The following is a 15,526-nucleotide window of genomic DNA, read 5'->3' on the forward strand; positions in this document are numbered from 1 at the left end:
CTGTCTGTCCGGCCGAAAATTTTGGCTCGACTGAAGTGGGAGTGATGAGATGGAGATTGATTCAATCACCCTTCGACTAATTTCATCGCCGCTGAAAACACCTTTCATCACTCACCTGGAAACCGTCACAAAGCGTGAAGCGATCATCATTGAAGCCAGGGATCGGGAGGGAAGAACAGGCTATGGGGAAGCCGATCCTTTTTCCAGCCCGTGGTATACGGAGGAAACAATCGCTACCTGCTGGCTGATGCTGCGTGACTATTTAATTCCCCTGATGCGGCATCGGGAAATTTCCGGTCCCCGGGTGCTGGATGCCCTATGGTCCGGCATTCGGAGAAACAGGATGGCCAAATCGGGCTTAAGCCAGGCAATATGGGATCTGTATGCCAAGGAAAAAGGCCTGTATCTCGGCCGGTTAGTCGGATCGGTGAGAAAAAAAGTGGCGGCTGGCGCCGTGATTGCAGCGGGAAATAATGAAGAGGCGGTCCGGCAGATTGAACATTATTCGGCATCCGGTTATCAGCGCTACAAAATAAAGATTTCCCGTTCGACGGATGTAGCCCTGCTTTCTCTAATCAGAGACCGGTTTCCGGATATAGCTTTGACGGCCGATGCCAACTCGGCCTATTCGTTACGGGATCTGGAGCATCTGAAGCAGCTCGATGCCTTTAAACTGCAAATGATCGAGCAGCCGTTTGCGTACAACGATCTCGTTGAACATGCGGCCCTGCAGCATCAGATAAAAACGCCGGTCTGTCTGGATGAAAGTATTTGCTCGCTTGATGATGCACGTTCTGCTTTGAAGCTCGGCAGCTGCCGGGTCGTCAATCTGAAAATGGCCCGCGTCGGCGGCTGGGCCGAGGCCCTGAAAATTCACGGACTTTGTCTGAAAGAAGGCATTCCGCTCTGGTGCGGGGGAATGATTGAATTCGGCGTAGCTAAAGCACACAATATTGCTCTGGCGGCGCTTGAAGGCTTCACACTTCCGGGAGATCTGTTTGCTTCTTCACGCTATTGGCCGCGCGACATTATTGAACCTGAGATAAAAGTTGAAAATGGTTATATCCGTGTCCCGGACGGTAAAGGAATCGGATTCGGAATCAATCAAAAACAGCTTGAAGCGCTGACAAAAAATTGCATGGTGTTCAAAATGTAAGACTTGTTTTCCAAATTTATTTTTCTCCCACAAAAGCCATGAGGTCAATCTCATGGCCTTTGTCATAATATGGAATCTTTTTGCCCGTTTTCCGCTGCCGGGTGCCGAATCCCGCCGCTGTTGAAATCGATTTCATCGCCGCACTTTTATTATCCGTTGCGGATCAGCGGCTGTTACAAGCTGCTTTATCAGCTGCCGTTCAGACATGCATCGATTAATCGCTCCGAGACGCTGACAGATGCCAAGATACGGAAGCATTATCCCCGAATGCGAAGCATGCCGCCCTATCTTTTTTAGAAACAACATCTGCTGTCCGGTGTTCAGGCTCAGGCAGCCGGCCTTCTCCACTGCGTGTTTCAGCCATCCGCTTTTTTCCTTAAACTCTTTCTCATTCAGACCTGCCGCTGACGGATTCAGTTCGGCCGATGAAACGCTGCCGCAGCGAAAGACCGGATATTCTCTCCAAGCAAAACCGGCCGGTTCGCGATTCATATGGCGGACAGGCAAAGAGCCCGGCGAAAATGGCGGGCAGAGACCTGCTGCGTAAAATTTCTGTGAGACAAACGTCCTCCGCTAATAATCCTTTCAATAAATAGGTGCCAGTACAATCAAAAATGCCTAAAGATTAATAACGTATAGAGTAATTGAATTATGAGGTGTTGCGCTAATGAAAAAAGCCATAATTACCGGCATTACGGGACAGGACGGATCTTATTTAGCCGAGCTTCTTCTTAAGAAGGGCTATGAGGTGCACGGTATTGTCAGGCGGCACAGTTCCCCGAACACAGAAAGAATCGATCATTTATTGAAAAATCAAACAAAAGATCGGCAGAGATTGTTTCTCCACTACGGAGATTTAAGCGATTCAAATAGTTTAAGCAAATTAATCTATGCGATTCAGCCGGCTGAATTTTATAATCTGGGCGCCCAGAGCCATGTCAGTGTTTCATTTGATATTCCGGAATTCACATCGGATGTAAATGCATTGGGGACCTTGCGTATCCTGGAGTGTATTAAGGAAGTCAACCCAAACATTAGATTCTACCAAGCTTCCTCAAGTGAACTTTACGGTCTGGTCAGAGAGATTCCCCAGAATGAAAATACGCCCTTTTATCCGAGGAGCCCTTATGCGGCTGCAAAGCTCTATGCTTACTGGATTACAATCAATTACAGAGAAGCATACGGTCTGTTTGCCTGCAACGGCATCCTTTTTAATCATGAATCGCCGAGAAGAGGAAAAAACTTTGTGACTCGAAAAATTACAACCGGTATCGCCGACATATTGAACGGAAAACGGGAAAAACTCGTTTTAGGAAATTTAAATGCAAAAAGGGACTGGGGTTTTGCAGGCGATTATGTCGAAGCGATGTGGCTGATGCTGCAGCAGGATCACCCCGACGACTATGTGATCGCAACCGGAGAAACGCATACCGTGAGGGAATTCTGCGAGCTGGCCTTTAGAATCGCCGGTATTCAATTGACCTGGACCGGTGAAGGGTTAAATGAGAAGGGGATCGATGCGGACACCGGCAAAGAATTAATTTCCGTCAGCAGCGAGAACTTCAGGCCGAGCGAGGTTCATCTGCTGCTGGGGGATCCGTCTAAGGCCAAAAGCAAACTTGGATGGAAAACGAATGTGACCTTTGAACAGCTTGTTAAAATGATGATGAATCATGACCGAAGCGGCTGAACGACGAATGCTAAAAAACAAAGGGCGCTGACTGCAATGGAAAAAAACAGCTGTATTTATGTGGCAGGGCATACCGGACTGGTCGGCTCTGCCTTAGTTAGAAGTCTGAATCGGAATGGCTATAAAAATATCATCGGCAGGACCCATGGAGCACTCGATTTAACGAATCAGGCAGCAGTTGAAGACTTCTTCGCAAAAGAAAAAATTGACTATGTGTTTCTGGCGGCGGCCAAGGTCGGAGGAATCGGAGCCAACCGCACTTACCCGGCAGACTTCATTATGGATAATTTACTCATGGAATGCAACGTCATTAAAAGCGCGTTTCGCCATAAAGTCAAGAAGCTTCTTTTTCTAGGCAGCTCCTGTATTTATCCCAAACTGTGCCCTCAGCCGATAAAGGAAGAATACTTGCTGACAGGTCCTCTGGAACCGACAAATGAAGCTTACGCTCTGGCGAAAATATCGGGGCTTAAGATGTGCAGCTACTATAAAGAACAGTACGGCGCGAATTTCATCAGCGCAATGCCCACAAATCTGTACGGCCTGAATGATAAGTTCGGCTCGAACGGTTCTCACGTTATTCCGGCTATTCTATCAAAAATGGAAGCTGCGAAACGACTCGATCAACCGGCCGTGAAATTGTGGGGCACCGGAACGCCTCTCAGAGAATTCTTATTTGCGGATGATATGGCAGACGCGTGCGTCTATCTGATGGAAACTTACAACGGCCGCAGCCATATCAATATCGGCACGGGTCGGGAGTTAAGTATTCGCGATCTGGCGGAATTAATTAAAAAAACAGTGGATTACAAAGGCGACATCGTTTTTGATCCGGGCATGCCGGATGGAACGCCGAGAAAATTGTTGGATTCGTCCAGAATAGAAAAATTAGGATGGAAAGCGAAAATCGGTCTGGAGGAAGGGCTCAGGTTGACTTATGATTCGTATATCCGCAGCCTGAGAGCGTAGGCTTTTTGCAGTTCCGTGTGTTTTATCATCAATCAACAGGAGTGCGTTATGTTATATGGAAAATTATGCCGTTATTATGGCCGGAGGTTCCGGAACAAGGCTGTGGCCTCTTTCCAGAGAAAAGAAACCGAAACAGTTTATATCTATTGACGGCGGCAAACCGTTCCTTGTTCAGACGATTGAACGTATATGTGAAGTGATTCCGGCAGAAAGATGCTTTGTGATCACCAACAAAGATTATCTTAATATGACAGAAGAGGCCGTTAAGGACTTCATTCCGCTTTCAAATATCATTACAGATCCCTTAAAAAAAAATACAGCAGCGTGCATCGCTTACGCAACTTTATATTTAGAAAAAATGTTCGGCCGAGGCTCGGTATGTTTTATTCCGGCCGATAGCTACGTTAAGAATAAAGCCGGCTATCTGAACGCTGTCCGGAAGGCCTGTCAGGCGGCCGAAGACAGCGGCGACATTATGGTTGTCGGCGTTAAGCCGTCTTATCCGTCCACGGCGTTCGGCTATATACGAATCGGCGCCGAGAGTCGGGAAGGAATATATAAAGTCGTCCAATTTAAAGAGAAGCCTGATCCTGAAACGGCCGAAAAATATATCAAAACAGAAAAATATCTATGGAACAGCGGTATTGTTGCGGGGCAGCTGCAGGCACTGGCAGCCGGAATCCGGCATCACATGCCCGAGCATTATAAGAGACTGTCCGAAGCTTTGAAGTATCAAGGTACTTCCCGTTTTTCCCCGATGATTGAAGCCGCCTACAGCGGCCTGGATGACATCTCCTTCGACTCGGGAGCCTGGAGGCCATTTCCATCCTGATCGGAAAAGACGACCATAATAATTCCGTCGTTGGAAAACATTTAGGCATTGATACCGAGAATTCTACGATTTACAGCCTCGATAGCCTCATAACCACGATCGGACTCAGCGACATGATTGTCATGGAAATCGGCGGTACGATTATTGTTTGTCCGAAGTCCAGGGCGCAGGACGTAAAAGCTTTAGTCGAAATGCTTAAGAAAAACGGGTATGAAAAATATTTATAGGCATGCCGCTTTTCGATTTTTCGCAATAAATACAGACGGCGGCCGTTGAATTAAGATTCAGCATATTTTTATTTTTGCTTTTGAGAGAAAAAATATTTCAGGAGGAGTGTCTGATGCATTCGGCGAATCATGATTTGAGCATTTTTCAAAAACACGAAAATTTCAAAATCAGAATTATCCGGGAAGAACCATTAACTGTCGGCAAGACTGGACAGACGGATCAAAACAGCGGGGCGAGCCAATGCCGTGTGCCGGAGAAAAATGAAAACACAAAGGATATTTTAGTAGCGACTTCCATTAAACCGGATGATATTAAGTTGCAAACAGAAGCGATTGATACATGGCTGAAAACGGGTTTTAAAGTAGTTGCTCTGAACACCCGGGAAGAGGCCGAGCGGCTGAAGCCTTATTTTCCCAATATCCACTTCCATATCATTGAAAGAAGCGCTAAAAAACGATACGGGCGGTCCTATATCTATATCTACGATATCATGCGCTATTTGAGCGGCACGGATTACGATATTGTCGGGATCGTCAATTCCGATATCTATTTTAAAGGCGTCCGCCGCAATTTTGTTGATTTTATCCGGCGGGAGGCGGCCGGCAGTCTTGTATACGGACACAGGCTCGATGTGAGCCATCTTAGTGATAACTATGGGACTCTCAGGAACGGAGTCGACTATTTCTTCTTCGATAAAAACCTGATTCCGATTTACAAGGACGACGGAATGTGCCTGGGACAGCCCGCCTGGGACTGGTGGATGGTCTGCGTTGCCGCTGCGGCTCATAAACCGACCAAACGGTTATTAAGTAAAATTGCCTTCCATCAGATCCACCCCAAGGAGTGGTATGAATCGCTGAACCAGTATCTCATCGAAAGTGTCGTTTTCAGAAATTATTTGCAAAAATTGTATCCCGGCGCAGCAAAACGTGAACTGAACAGTAAAATGTGGGATATTGTGATTTCCAAAAACGGCATTGAATATGAAGCGGAAGATACGGCTTCTCCACTGGAATCTCCTGCTGCAGAAGTGCCGGAGACGGAACCCGAAGAAAAGCAAATTCCGGCCGCTTCACCAAACAGTATCAAATATGAGGCGGAAGATACGGTTTCATCACCGGAGCCCCCTCTCGCAGAAGTGCCGGAGACGAAACCTGAGAAACTGCAAATTCCGGCCGTTTCACCCAACGGCATTAACTATGAGAAGAAAGCCGCGGCTCCTTTGCCTGAGCTTCCTGCTCTCAAGACGCCGGAAAAAAGGCTCGAAGGGACGGAAATTCCGGCCGCTTCACCAAACAGTATCAAATATGAGGCGGAAGATACGGTTTCATCACCGGAGCCCCCTCTCGCAGAAGTGCCGGAGACGAAGCCTGAAAAGCTGCAAATTCCGGCTGTTTCACCCAACGGCATTAACTATGAGAAGAAAGCCGCGGCTCCTTTTCTTGAGCTTCCTGCTTCCAAGACACCGGAAAAAAGGCTTGAAGGGACGGAAATTCCGGCTGTTTCAAATAGAAAAGCGCTCAAGCTCAAGCCCATCTTAGTGGCGACTTCCGTCAGTCCCGACAGAATAGAGGCACAAAAAAGGGCCATAAAATCATGGCTGGATGCGGGTTTTGATGTCGTTTCTCTGAATACGGAAGAAGAAGCAGATACGCTTAAGGCCCATTTTCCGGACATTAAGTTTCACATCGTGAAAAGAAGCGCCAAAGAAAAATACGGCAAACCCTATATTTATATCTATGATTTTATGAGTTATCTCAACAGTACGGATTATAAAGTTGTCGGAATCATCAATTCTGACGTCCAGTTCAGGAATATAAGGCCCGATTTTATAAACGTTATTTACAGTGAGGCGCTGAACAGCCTGGTTTACGGACACAGAATGGATGTCACCCATATAAGTGATTCCTCGGGTACGCTCAGCAACGGCGTCGACTATTTCTTTTTCGACAGAGACTTGATATCTGTTTATCAGGACGATGGACTCTGCATGGGACAGCCCGCCTGGGACTGGTGGATGGTCTGCGTCCCCGCATCAAAAAATAAAATAACGAAACGGATATTGAATCCGATTGGATACCATGAAATCCATCCGCAGCAGTGGGATCAGGAACTGAATAAACATCTGATTGACACCATTGTTATGGAAAAGTATGTAAAGAAATTATACCCGGATGTTGCCGATTATTATGAATTGGATCGCAAGATGTGGGGTATCGTGATTACGAAAAACGGTATCGCAATTTAGTGAAAGGAAAAACAACAAACGGCAGTCCGCTTCAAACACCCGTCTTGCTCCCTTTCTTCCGCCTTCTTTTCATTCATATCCGGCAGGATAAATGCCTTTCTTGCGGAGGCAAGAGAGTTTTTGCAAAGAGAAAAAAAGTGCTCGATCACTCCTATAGTTTCTTTAGAAACCGATCGGCCGTTCACTTAGGCGGGCGGTTTTTATTTTAATGGGTATCCCCTCAACTCATGTATCAGTCGGGCCCCAGCGTGAAAATGCCATCGATTCTTCCGGAATGCTCATGAGAACGGCGGTTTATTTCGCTGAAAAAGAGGGCTGTCCGGCGCAGACAGGCGCTGCCTGCGGAGATGCCCGATCTTTTTCTTCGGCTGCCGCGATTGATGAAAATGCCGGCTATCAACTTTAAATGGCTGCTTATCAGCGGTTGCTTTCGGTTTAAACTCCTGATGGGCCGATATTTCGCCGGAATAGGGCGAATCGAGGCCCTTTTAGGGCGATTGTCTGCTGCTTTGGGGGCAATTAGCCAATTTTTTCGGGGATGAGGATTCTCGGACCGATACTGGCCGGCGGCCTGGCTGTATGGATCGGATTTTAGTCCATTATTGAGCTGTTTACCGATTATTACCGCGGTTTTATCGGCCGTCGCCGGCGATTAATCGGTCGTCAGCAGGTACACCCGGTTTATCAACCGTGACAGGAGTTTATCGGCTGTTGCAGAAGTCCGTTATTCACGGAAGCGCTCTCCGTCTTTCGAGAGATTGATGTCTCAGGAAAGGCCGGTCATCATCTGAAGGCTCAGCAGGAAAATGAACGAAAGAAATACTCATATTTTTTTCCCCGAAACCTCATACCATTCGTTTTTGCCGTATTCTTAGGGTAAGATAAAGAAGAAGAGCTGATAAAGAAAGAAGGTGGTTCCATGCCGATCAATAAGAAACCCAATCGATTAATCGCTGAAAAGTCTCCGTATCTGCTTCAGCATGCACACAACCCGGTTGACTGGTATCCATGGGGAGCCGATGCATTCGACAAAGCGAAACGCGAAAATAAACTTATTTTCGTATCGATTGGGTATTCCTGAGCTGGCGTGATAAAGCTACATGTCACTGGTGCCATGTGATGGCACGCGAATCATTTGAAGATGAAGAAACGGCAGGGCTGCTGAATCAATATTATGTGTCCATCAAGGTGGACCGTGAGGAACGTCCGGACATTGATGCGGTGTACATGAAAGTATGTCAGGCCCTCAGCGGACAAGGCGGATGGCCTCTGAACGTGTTTCTGACGCCGGACCGGAATCCGTTCTATGCAGGCACCTATTTCCCGAAAACAAGCGTGTACGGCCATCCGTGTTTTAAGGATGTTTTGTTGTCTCTGAAAAAGCAATATGATGACAATCCTTCCGAGATTGAAAGCCTGGCAGACCGGATTGTCAGAACGCTGTCGGAAGAATCGAGACGGAATGTCTCCCTGCCCGAAGACGTTCTCGATGAAGTTTTTAATCACCTTCTGCAAAATTTTGATCCGCAGTACGGCGGGTTCGGAGCGGCTCCGAAATTTCCGGCGCCTCATCAGCTCCTGTTTCTGCTGCGTTACGCGCGCTGGAGAAAAAACGGACGGGCCGTCGGGATGGTCCGAAAAACGCTTGTGTCGATCGCCAGGGGCGGCATTCACGATCATATCGGGGGCGGATTTTCGCGTTATGCAACGGATAGGAAATGGCTGGTTCCGCATTTTGAGAAAATGCTTTACGACCAGGCCATGCTTGCGATCGCCTATACGGAAGCCTACCAGGCAACCGCCGATCCGCTTTTTGAGCGTGTGATCGATGATATTTTTGAATACTGCGGCAGGGAACTCCGCAGTCCGTCCGGCGGTTTTTATTGTGCGGAAGATGCGGACTCGGAAGGGATCGAAGGGAAATACTATGTCTGGTCGCGGGAAGAAGTCTGCGAAATTCTCGGAAAAGAGCAGGCAAGGCTGTTCTGCACCGCGTATCATATCGCCCGCGAAGGAAATTTCAACGGGAAGAACATACCGAACCTGATTGGGACCGATCCGGCCGATCTGGCCCAAAGATTTTCTGTCGGCGCAGCAGAACTTGCGGACCGATTGCATGAAGCCGGAAAGAAGCTGCTTGAAGCACGGAACGGCCGTGTGCATCCGCGCAAAGATGATAAAATTCTGACCTCCTGGAACGGACTGATGATCACGGCTCTGGCTAAGGCAGGCTTTGTTCTACATAAAAAAGATTATGTAAACTTAGCAGAAAGTGCGTGGCAATTCGTCGAAAAGCATCTGATACAAAACGGAAGATTAATGGCCCGCTTTCGCGACGGCGAAACAAGATATGACGCCTATCTGGATGATTACGCATTCTTATCACTCGCTTGTGAAGCTCTGTACGAAGCAACCTTTCATCCGATTTACCTGAAAGAAATGAAGCACCTTGCCGATGAGATGATCGCCCGGTTCTGGGATGAGGCGGGCGGCGGATTCAGGCTCTGTGCCGCTCGTGACAAACAGTTGGTTCTTAAGACGAAAGACGCCTATGACCATGCGATTCCGTCCGGAAACAGTGCGGCAGCTTTTGTTCTGCTGCGCCTTGCGCAGCGGACCGGAGAGAGCGGCTATGCCCGTTATGCGGAAAAAGTATTTTCCGCTTTTGCCGAAGATATTCGTACTTATCCGCCCGGTTACACCTTTATGCTGACGGCTCTGCTCTTTCGGGCATCCATTCCGAAAGAACTCATCGTCCTGAAAGGCGGGAAGGGAGACTCTTTCAATGATGCCATCAGGCGGCTGCAATCGCTTTTTCTTCCTGAAGTGACTCTTTTTGCGGGGGACGAAGATACGCTGGGAAAGCTGAATCCGCACTTGAACGTGTATTCGGCCATCGGCGGCCGGACAACCTATTTTCTCTGTGAGGATTTTATCTGCCATCTTCCCGTCGTTCACCTCGGGCAGCTGCTCAGGCAGCTTGGTGAAACAGATTCCTAATTGTGCCTTAACTTCTCTTTTACAAAGCCTTTTGCTCATTATGGTATGATGGAGAAACAGGAGATCAGATGGGGAGGAAGAAAATGAACGTCAATACGGTATTGTTTGATTTCGACGGCACGCTCGCCAATACGTTGCCGCTGGCGATATACGGCATGAAGCAGGTCTTCGAAAAGTTCGACGGACGCTCTTTTGATGAAAATGGAATCGTTTCGATGTTCGGTCCGACGGAAGACAGTATGATCGCCAGGAACTTCCGGCATAAAGAGAAGATTCAGGAAGCTATTGACTCTTATTATCAGATCTATGAAGACCGGCATCACGATTATGTTGAGGACAATTCGGATATTGTAAATCTGCTTCAGGAGCTGAAAGAGCTCCGGATGAAAATCGGTGTGATCACCGGAAAGAGCCGGCGCGCTTACCGCCTGTCTGAAAAAGCGCTCGGTTTTAAAGGCTTTTTTGAAAGTGTGATCACAGGCGACGATGTCAGCAGGCCCAAGCCGGATCCGGAGGGGATCAAAAAGACGCTTAATAAATTTGCGGCCTTGCCGGAAACAGCCATCTACATCGGGGACAGCAATACGGATATTCTGGCAGGAAAAGCCGCGGGTATCAGAACGGCGGCCGTGCAGTGGCTTCCGGTCACCCAGTCGAGCTCTTTTCCCGCACGGCCGGACTATCATTGGTCGAAAGTCAGTCAATTGATCGATTGGCTGAAGGGCGAAAGGGCACTTTAAAAAAAATCCGGGCAATCCCGGAAGAACATCTCCGAATAATCGGATCAGCTCAGCGTGTCCGGATCAAAGTGGTTGAAATCTGCCTTGATAAAAGTGTCGATGCTGTCCATCTGCACGGCCGGACGGTCATTGACGAGCAAGGTGGGAATCCCGTTCATGGCCGCATAGACGGGAAGCAGGTTGGCTGGCGTCACGGTCAGCGACGTGCCTAAAATGAGCAGACGGTCGGCGGTCCGAACCGCATTTTCCGCCTGCTCAAAACCACGGACAGCTTCACCGAAAAGCACAATATCCGGTTTCAGGACAGTTCCGCAAATACCGCCTTTAGAATCTTCGGCCGTACAGCGCGGAACTTTTTCATGACGGACAGAATCGGTCGGGTAGACAGCCCCGCATTTCGGGCATACAGTGCGGTCGAAAGCGCCGTGTACCTCGATGACATGACGGCTTCCTGCTTTTGAATGGAGGCCGTCGATATTTTGTGTCATAACGGTCACTTCTCTGTCTTTTTCAAGGCTGCTCAGCCAAAGATGGACCGGATTGGGTTTTGCGCCGAGCAGCAGGTCCGCGTCAAACAGGGACCAGTAGAACGCCCAGAATGATTCGGGCCGGCTCTCGAAATAGTTCATTGAAAGATAACGTCCGACATCGGCATGCTGATAGAGCCCGTTGCTTCCGCGGAAGGGTGGGATTCCGGAGGGGACGCTGACGCCGGCACCTGTCAGAACAGCAATCCGCTTATCCCCGGCAACGATCTGGTTCAAAGTCTTCATAAAAACAACCTCCTCGTTTCATTGATTCGATGCGGTGAATCTCATCTTTATAGTAGAATAAATCATACACTTTATATAGCGAACATTTATTCGTTATGCTATAATTAAAGGCAAAAGTTAGTCAGTAGTTGACCGAGCTTTATAAAAAAGGATAAGGAAGGTGTCCCGGATGAAAGTGCGTCAATCGATGGCGGATCTGCTGGCGATGCTGAAAAAGGATCCGAATATTGTACATTGGCACACCATTCCCGGCAGAAAGGCAATGATGGCTCCTTTTCCGGAAAATCTGGATGGGCGTTTGAAGCGGGCGCTTGTTGCGCGCGGCATCGGATCGCTTTATGTCCATCAGGCGGAAGCCTTTGAGACCGTTCTGGCCGGAAAAGATCTCGTTCTTGTGACGCCGACAGCGTCCGGCAAGACGCTTTGTTATAATCTCCCGGTACTGCAGACCGTTCTTTCCGATCCGTCGTCCCGGGCGCTTTATCTTTTTCCGACCAAAGCGCTCGCGCAGGATCAGAAAAATGAAATGGGAGAACTGATCGACGCGATCGGAGTCCCTCTGAAAAGTTATACATACGACGGCGACACATCGGGAGAAATCAGGCAGAAAATACGGCAGGCGGGGCAGATCGTCATGACGAATCCGGATATGCTTCACTCATCCATTCTGCCTCACCATACAAAATGGGTGTCGCTGTTTGAAAATCTGAAATACATTGTCATTGATGAACTGCATACGTACCGGGGAGTTTTCGGAAGCCATGTGGCCAATGTTCTGCGCCGGCTGGCCCGGATCTGCAGCTATTACGGCAGCCGTCCCCAGTTTATCTGTACGTCGGCGACGATTGCCAACCCGAAAGAGCATGCTGAGGCGCTGACCGGGCGGAAGATGGCTTTGATCGACCGCAACGGCGCGCCGAGCGTACGAAAGCATTTCCTGTTCTATAATCCGCCGGTTGTTAATAAACAATTGAATGTACGTGAGGACGACATGCTTGCCGTAAAGGATCTGGCGGCGCGGTTTATCAAAAACGGCATACAGACGATTGTTTTCGCGAGGAGCCGCCTGAAAGTGGAGCTTCTCGTCAGCCATCTTCAGAAAATGAACAGCGGCCGGGAAGCACGTGCGAAAATCTGTGCGTATCGGGGCGGTTACCTTCCGCTGGAAAGAAGAAAAATTGAGAAGGGGCTGAGAGACGGCGAGATTATGGGCGTGGTCAGCACGAATGCCCTTGAACTCGGCGTGGACATCGGCCGGCTGCAAGTCTGCATTATGACCGGCTATCCCGGCAACATGGCCAGTGTCTGGCAGCAGGCAGGCCGTACCGGCAGACGGAGCGAGGATGCCGTGATTATCATGGTTGCTTCCTCTAATCCGCTTGACCAGTACATGACCGGCAATCCGGATTATTTTTTCTCGAGAAAACCGGAAGAGGCGCGGATCAATCCCGATAACCTGATGATTCTCGTCGATCATGTCAAATGTTCCGCTTATGAGCTGCCGTTTAAAAAGGGCGATACGTTCGGCGGCCAGCAAGCGGACGAACTGTGCGAATTTTTATCGGATGAAGATGTCCTGCATTATCAGGCGGGCAAGTGGTACTGGATGAGCGATGCTTTTCCGGCCAATGAGATCAGTCTTCGTTCCGCTGTTCAGGATTCATTTGCCATCGTAGATATAACAGACCGGGGACACGTGAAGGTGATCGGGGAGATGGACCGCTTCGGAGCGATGACGATGCTCTATGAAGATGCGATCTATATCCATCAGGGCCGGCAGTATCATGTGGACGAACTGGATCTGAAAGAGCGGAAGGCGTATATCCGGCGCGTGGACGTCAACTATTACACGGATTCGGATCTGGCCGTTCAGCTCGATGTCCTGGAAACGGATGAGCGCGGCTTTCTTCCTTCGGCCGATGCCGAAAAGGGCTATGGCGATGTTTCTGTACGCGCGCTGCCGACTGTTTTTAAGAAAATACGATTTGAAACGCTTGAAAATATCGGCTGGGGACGGATTCACCTGCCCGAACTGGAAATGCATACCAATGCGGCATGGATCAGCTTTCCCAGTGACTGGGTAGACCGGTTCGGAAAAGATATCTTCCAGGGGGCACTGGTCGGGCTGAGCCATCTGCTGCGTCACGCCGCTCCGCTGTACGTGATGTGCGATCAGGCGGACCTTTCCGTTGTCCCGAAAATCAAGGCGCCGCACACGGAACGGCCGACCGTCTTTATTTATGACAAGTACCCGGGCGGAATCGGCCTCAGCAGAAAGCTCTATGAAGCGATGCCCGAGTTGCTTGAAAAAGCAAAGGAGATGGCCGAGCGGTGCGGCTGCGAGTCCGGCTGCCCGTCCTGCATCGGTTTCGTCAACGAAGGAAAGGCGGCCAAACAGGCTCTGATTCGCCTTTTAAAGGATCGATCAATGTGTCGCTAAAACGAAAGCTTCAGCTTTATAAAAAACAGCTCCACCAGGCTCAGAAAGCAGAAAATCAGGAACACAAAGAGAAAAAAGTAAGCACCGATTCCGACACCTATGAACGGGAGATCAGGCAGGCGGCACGGGATATGGATGCGGAGATCCGTCATTTTGATAATCAGTACGTTTTGGTCCATACTGAAAGACTGAAGCCGGAGACAGCGATCGGCCCTTATTCGGCAGGCGCTCTTTTTAAGACGGTTTCAGACTGGCAGAAGGGATCTTCCGTGCATCCGCTTTCCGCATACGGATTGGCGGCGGAAGATCTGCTCTTTTTTGATACGGAGACGACCGGACTGGCTTCCGGAACCGGGCAGATGATTTTTCTGATCGGCCTGGCCCGTGTGACTCCGGCCGGTGTGATCATGAGACAGTATTTCCTCCCCGGGCCCGGACATGAGGCGGCCTTTTTCAATGCTTTTCTGAGAGACAGTCATTCTCTGAAGAATCTGGTGACGTTTAACGGCAAAGCATTTGACTGGCCGCGAGTGAAGACGCGCCACCGCTTTGTCCGTGATCAGGTGCCGCGCCTTCCGGCTTTCGGCCATTTCGATCTGCTGCATGCTTCACGCCGCCTGTGGAAGAACCGTCTGGATTCTGTCCGCCTGCAGACGGTGGAAAAGGAAATTCTCGGCCTGGAACGTGAAGAAGACGTTCCGGGTAAGATGGCTCCCTTCCTCTACTTTCAATTTTTAAAGCGGCCGGAAGCGGACCTTGTTAAGGGAATTATTGAACACAATCGGACCGATGTGCTGTCTCTGATCGCTTTATATATCCATCTATCAAACAAAATTCTCGGGAATATGCCGTGCGATGAGCATGAGCGTTATGAGATCGCCAGGTGGTACCGTCAAATCGGCGACAGTGAAAGAGCCCTTCCGCTGTTCAGAAAGCTGGCGGCTCACGATTCGGCGATAGGCGCCCGCTCCAGGGCTCAGGTGGCTGCTCTATACAAACGGGAAGGATATTACGGACAGGCCTTAACAATGCTGCAGTCGGTCATTGGCGACGACAACAGGGCGGATGATCATATTTATATCGAAGCCGCAAAACTGATGGAGCATCAGTTTCAAAACTATGAAGGCGCCATTAGTTATACGGAACGTGCGCTCAGATCGCTGCAGGAGAAGCAGAAAACATTGCCGGATGAGATAATCGAAAGAAAAACGTCGGCCTATATAAAGCGGATCAATCGCCTGGATGAAAAGTGGCTGAGAAAAAAAGAACGAGGATAAAATCGCAGATAATGAAAATAGGGCAGCATTTTTATTGCCCGGGTAAGCGCAAATAGCGCCCGCAATCGGCAATTATCGAACATTTATCAATATTTTTTTCGGCCGATTCGACATCATTCGCCGTTTAAAACCTTGATGTCATGAACCCCGCGCTGTTTAATTCCCTTTGGCGG

13 protein-coding genes are annotated in these 15,526 nt (G+C 49.1%); 12 read left to right on the plus strand and 1 reads right to left on the minus strand.

Annotation, left to right across the window (positions count from 1 at the left end; genetic code table 11):
* Window positions 1-49 precede the first annotated feature (49 nt).
* The 10 genes from menC (at window position 50) to Q6A92_RS09905 (ending at window position 10,863) form a co-directional block, all read left to right on the plus strand.
* Window positions 50-1,156 carry an o-succinylbenzoate synthase gene (gene menC / locus Q6A92_RS09865; RefSeq protein ID WP_274399565.1) on the plus strand — a complete coding sequence of 369 codons (1,107 nt, stop codon included), beginning with the start codon at window positions 50-52 and terminating at the stop codon, window positions 1,154-1,156.
* A 667-nt stretch (window positions 1,157-1,823) separates the two neighbouring features.
* A complete protein-coding gene (gene gmd / locus Q6A92_RS09870) occupies window positions 1,824-2,846 on the plus strand; it encodes a GDP-mannose 4,6-dehydratase (protein WP_332238003.1) in 1,023 nt (340 codons plus the stop codon).
* A 36-nt stretch (window positions 2,847-2,882) separates the two neighbouring features.
* Window positions 2,883-3,815: a GDP-L-fucose synthase family protein gene (locus Q6A92_RS09875; protein WP_332238004.1), complete on the plus strand. Its 933-nt coding sequence runs from the start codon at window positions 2,883-2,885 to the stop codon at window positions 3,813-3,815.
* Between the two features lie 55 nt (window positions 3,816-3,870).
* Entirely contained in the window at window positions 3,871-4,647 is a 777-nt protein-coding gene (locus Q6A92_RS09880; protein ID WP_332238006.1) for a mannose-1-phosphate guanylyltransferase, read from the plus strand.
* Complete coding sequence (locus Q6A92_RS20300; RefSeq protein WP_443029716.1) at window positions 4,647-4,874, plus strand: hypothetical protein; 228 nt, start codon at window positions 4,647-4,649, stop codon at window positions 4,872-4,874. Before Q6A92_RS09880 ends, Q6A92_RS20300 begins: the two co-directional genes overlap by 1 nt.
* 113 nt (window positions 4,875-4,987) lie before the next feature.
* On the plus strand, window positions 4,988-7,123 hold the full coding sequence (locus Q6A92_RS09885; RefSeq protein WP_332238008.1) for a hypothetical protein: 2,136 nt from the start codon (window positions 4,988-4,990) through the stop codon (window positions 7,121-7,123).
* Window positions 7,124-7,331: 208 nt separating this feature from the next.
* A complete protein-coding gene (locus Q6A92_RS09890; protein WP_274399560.1) occupies window positions 7,332-7,529 on the plus strand; it encodes a hypothetical protein in 198 nt (65 codons plus the stop codon).
* A gap of 513 nt (window positions 7,530-8,042) precedes the next feature.
* Entirely contained in the window at window positions 8,043-8,204 is a 162-nt protein-coding gene (locus tag Q6A92_RS09895; RefSeq protein ID WP_274399558.1) for a DUF255 domain-containing protein, read from the plus strand.
* Window positions 8,205-8,242: 38 nt separating this feature from the next.
* Entirely contained in the window at window positions 8,243-10,123 is a 1,881-nt protein-coding gene (locus tag Q6A92_RS09900) for a thioredoxin domain-containing protein (RefSeq protein WP_332238011.1), read from the plus strand.
* A gap of 83 nt (window positions 10,124-10,206) precedes the next feature.
* Window positions 10,207-10,863: an HAD family hydrolase gene (locus Q6A92_RS09905; protein WP_274399555.1), complete on the plus strand. Its 657-nt coding sequence runs from the start codon at window positions 10,207-10,209 to the stop codon at window positions 10,861-10,863.
* Window positions 10,864-10,907: 44 nt separating this feature from the next.
* On the opposite strand, the gene Q6A92_RS09910 is transcribed toward Q6A92_RS09905, so the two are convergent.
* On the minus strand, window positions 10,908-11,636 hold the full coding sequence (locus Q6A92_RS09910; RefSeq protein ID WP_274399554.1) for an SIR2 family NAD-dependent protein deacylase: 729 nt from the start codon (window positions 11,634-11,636) through the stop codon (window positions 10,908-10,910).
* A gap of 169 nt (window positions 11,637-11,805) precedes the next feature.
* On the opposite strand from Q6A92_RS09910, the gene Q6A92_RS09915 reads away from it, so the two are divergent.
* Together Q6A92_RS09915 and Q6A92_RS09920 are read left to right on the plus strand one after the other, a co-directional pair.
* Complete coding sequence (locus Q6A92_RS09915; RefSeq protein WP_274399553.1) at window positions 11,806-14,076, plus strand: DEAD/DEAH box helicase; 2,271 nt, start codon at window positions 11,806-11,808, stop codon at window positions 14,074-14,076.
* Window positions 14,067-15,353: a ribonuclease H-like domain-containing protein gene (locus Q6A92_RS09920; protein ID WP_274399551.1), complete on the plus strand. Its 1,287-nt coding sequence runs from the start codon at window positions 14,067-14,069 to the stop codon at window positions 15,351-15,353. Before Q6A92_RS09915 ends, Q6A92_RS09920 begins: the two co-directional genes overlap by 10 nt.
* Window positions 15,354-15,526 lie beyond the last annotated feature (173 nt).

This window comes from Sporolactobacillus sp. KGMB 08714, from assembly GCF_036598985.1.
GTDB lineage: Bacteria > Bacillota > Bacilli > Bacillales > Sporolactobacillaceae > Sporolactobacillus.

What these genes read in the sequence shown, in the direction of transcription:
- menC (WP_274399565.1), top strand. Translation starts at nt 50, where the DNA reads ATGGAGATTGATTCAATCACCCTTCGACTAATTTCATCGCCGCTGAAA.
- gmd (WP_332238003.1), top strand. Translation starts at nt 1,824, where the DNA reads ATGAAAAAAGCCATAATTACCGGCATTACGGGACAGGACGGATCTTAT.
- Q6A92_RS09875 (WP_332238004.1), top strand. Translation starts at nt 2,883, where the DNA reads ATGGAAAAAAACAGCTGTATTTATGTGGCAGGGCATACCGGACTGGTC.
- Q6A92_RS09880 (WP_332238006.1), top strand. Translation starts at nt 3,871, where the DNA reads ATGGAAAATTATGCCGTTATTATGGCCGGAGGTTCCGGAACAAGGCTG.
- Q6A92_RS09885 (WP_332238008.1), top strand. Translation starts at nt 4,988, where the DNA reads ATGCATTCGGCGAATCATGATTTGAGCATTTTTCAAAAACACGAAAAT.
- Q6A92_RS09890 (WP_274399560.1), top strand. Translation starts at nt 7,332, where the DNA reads ATGGGTATCCCCTCAACTCATGTATCAGTCGGGCCCCAGCGTGAAAAT.
- Q6A92_RS09895 (WP_274399558.1), top strand. Translation starts at nt 8,043, where the DNA reads ATGCCGATCAATAAGAAACCCAATCGATTAATCGCTGAAAAGTCTCCG.
- Q6A92_RS09900 (WP_332238011.1), top strand. Translation starts at nt 8,243, where the DNA reads ATGGCACGCGAATCATTTGAAGATGAAGAAACGGCAGGGCTGCTGAAT.
- Q6A92_RS09905 (WP_274399555.1), top strand. Translation starts at nt 10,207, where the DNA reads ATGAACGTCAATACGGTATTGTTTGATTTCGACGGCACGCTCGCCAAT.
- Q6A92_RS09910 (WP_274399554.1), bottom strand. Translation starts at nt 11,636, where the DNA reads ATGAAGACTTTGAACCAGATCGTTGCCGGGGATAAGCGGATTGCTGTT.
- Q6A92_RS09915 (WP_274399553.1), top strand. Translation starts at nt 11,806, where the DNA reads ATGAAAGTGCGTCAATCGATGGCGGATCTGCTGGCGATGCTGAAAAAG.